Here is a 1,337-nt window from a genome sequence, read left to right as displayed (position 1 = left end):
GGTGGCTGAGCAGCGTGGTACCAGGGGCCTTCGCCGGCCCCTGGACCCCGCTGCCCCCGCCACTTCCCGGCGCGAATCCGTTTCGTGGTGGCCAAGACCCGTACGCGCCAGAAAGCGGCGGGGTACGGGTGGCGGAGGTCCCGGAGACTGGCACCACTTATGTGGTCGGGGTCCAAGGCGACTTTTCGACTGCAGACCGGAAGGGCGCTCGAGTGGTGGACTTCAGGTCCGCTCGTCCTAATGCCACAAGGTTCGACTAGGTGAGCCTGACATCCCGCCGTACCGAAGTGTTCGGCGTTGCCTGTGCCGTGGTGCGAACGGCGGGGCCCCTACTGAGGTAAGAGAGCGCGGCCACTCGTTGGCCTCTGACCTGCGTAAATACCTCGAACAAGCAAGATCGGAGGAACTGGCAGGCAGTTCCTCCGGCAGCAGAGGGCGATCAGGAGACCTGAGTGAACAGATCCTTCAGTCGTGCCACACAGTCCCATGAAACGTGCACCACGATCTGACAGACCCGGATAGCGGTCCTGAGAACTGGCGCCCCGGCGGCAGGATCTGAGTACCACGATCCTGCAGACGGGGCAGATTGACGTGACGTACATGAGTGTGCGGCGATGCGGTTGCGGCTGGATGGCGCGAATCCTGAGCGTGTCAGCAGGCGACACGGCCGACAGGCAGGGTTGATTGACTTCCTGCTCATGTACGTTAAGTTCATCTAGTCGGCCTTGCAGCCGCCTCTCATGAACCGTTGAACAACCCCCGTGCACGGAGGGACCGTTGGGAGCAGTACGCAGGCTGGTTGATGCCGAGACGGGCGAGGCGGTCCCCTACGCGCCGTACGCCTTCTCCGGCAGGCACACGCAGGTTGACAAGGCGCGCGTCGAGGCGATCACTGAATCGAAGGCGTTCACGCCCAGCCAGAAATTCCTCGTCCTGTGGTGGATCGGTGTCTCGCCCGAGGGCATGGAACCGTTGAGGGCCACCGGGGCCGACATCGCCAAGCGGGTGGGGATGTCCACCGACGCTGTCGGGAAGATCAACCGGAAGCTGGCCAAGCACCGCATCCTGATCGTCCGCGGACGCATCGGCAACTACAACTTCTACCGGATCAGCCCCTACATCGCCTTCCACGGAACCGGGCTCGAGCAGCGTGAAGCGGTAAAGACGTGCAACCCGCCCGACATCCCCGGATTCAACGAAAACGTGCCTGCACGGTGGGAGGCCCAGTGATCAGCAGCGACGACAAGCAGAAGAACCTCGAGCTGCTTGAAAAGACGGCCGGCATGACCGCCAACCAGCGCCTCGTCGTCATGCTGTACGCCCTGCACCCGACCGAC

Annotated in this window: 1 protein-coding gene; it reads left to right on the top strand. The window is 63.4% G+C overall.

Going from position 1 to position 1,337, the window contains the following annotated elements:
* The first annotated feature begins 777 nt into the window (after positions 1-777).
* Complete coding sequence (locus AB0I06_RS34275; protein WP_102907254.1) at positions 778-1,230, top strand: MarR family transcriptional regulator; 453 nt, start codon at positions 778-780, stop codon at positions 1,228-1,230.
* Positions 1,231-1,337: the final 107 nt, after the last annotated feature.

The sequence above is a fragment of the Streptomyces sp. NPDC050674 genome (assembly GCF_040654575.1).
Classification (GTDB): domain Bacteria; phylum Actinomycetota; class Actinomycetes; order Streptomycetales; family Streptomycetaceae; genus Streptomyces.
The sequence above is the reverse complement of the archived record's forward strand: the minus strand, read 5'-3'. Positions and strand labels throughout refer to the sequence as shown.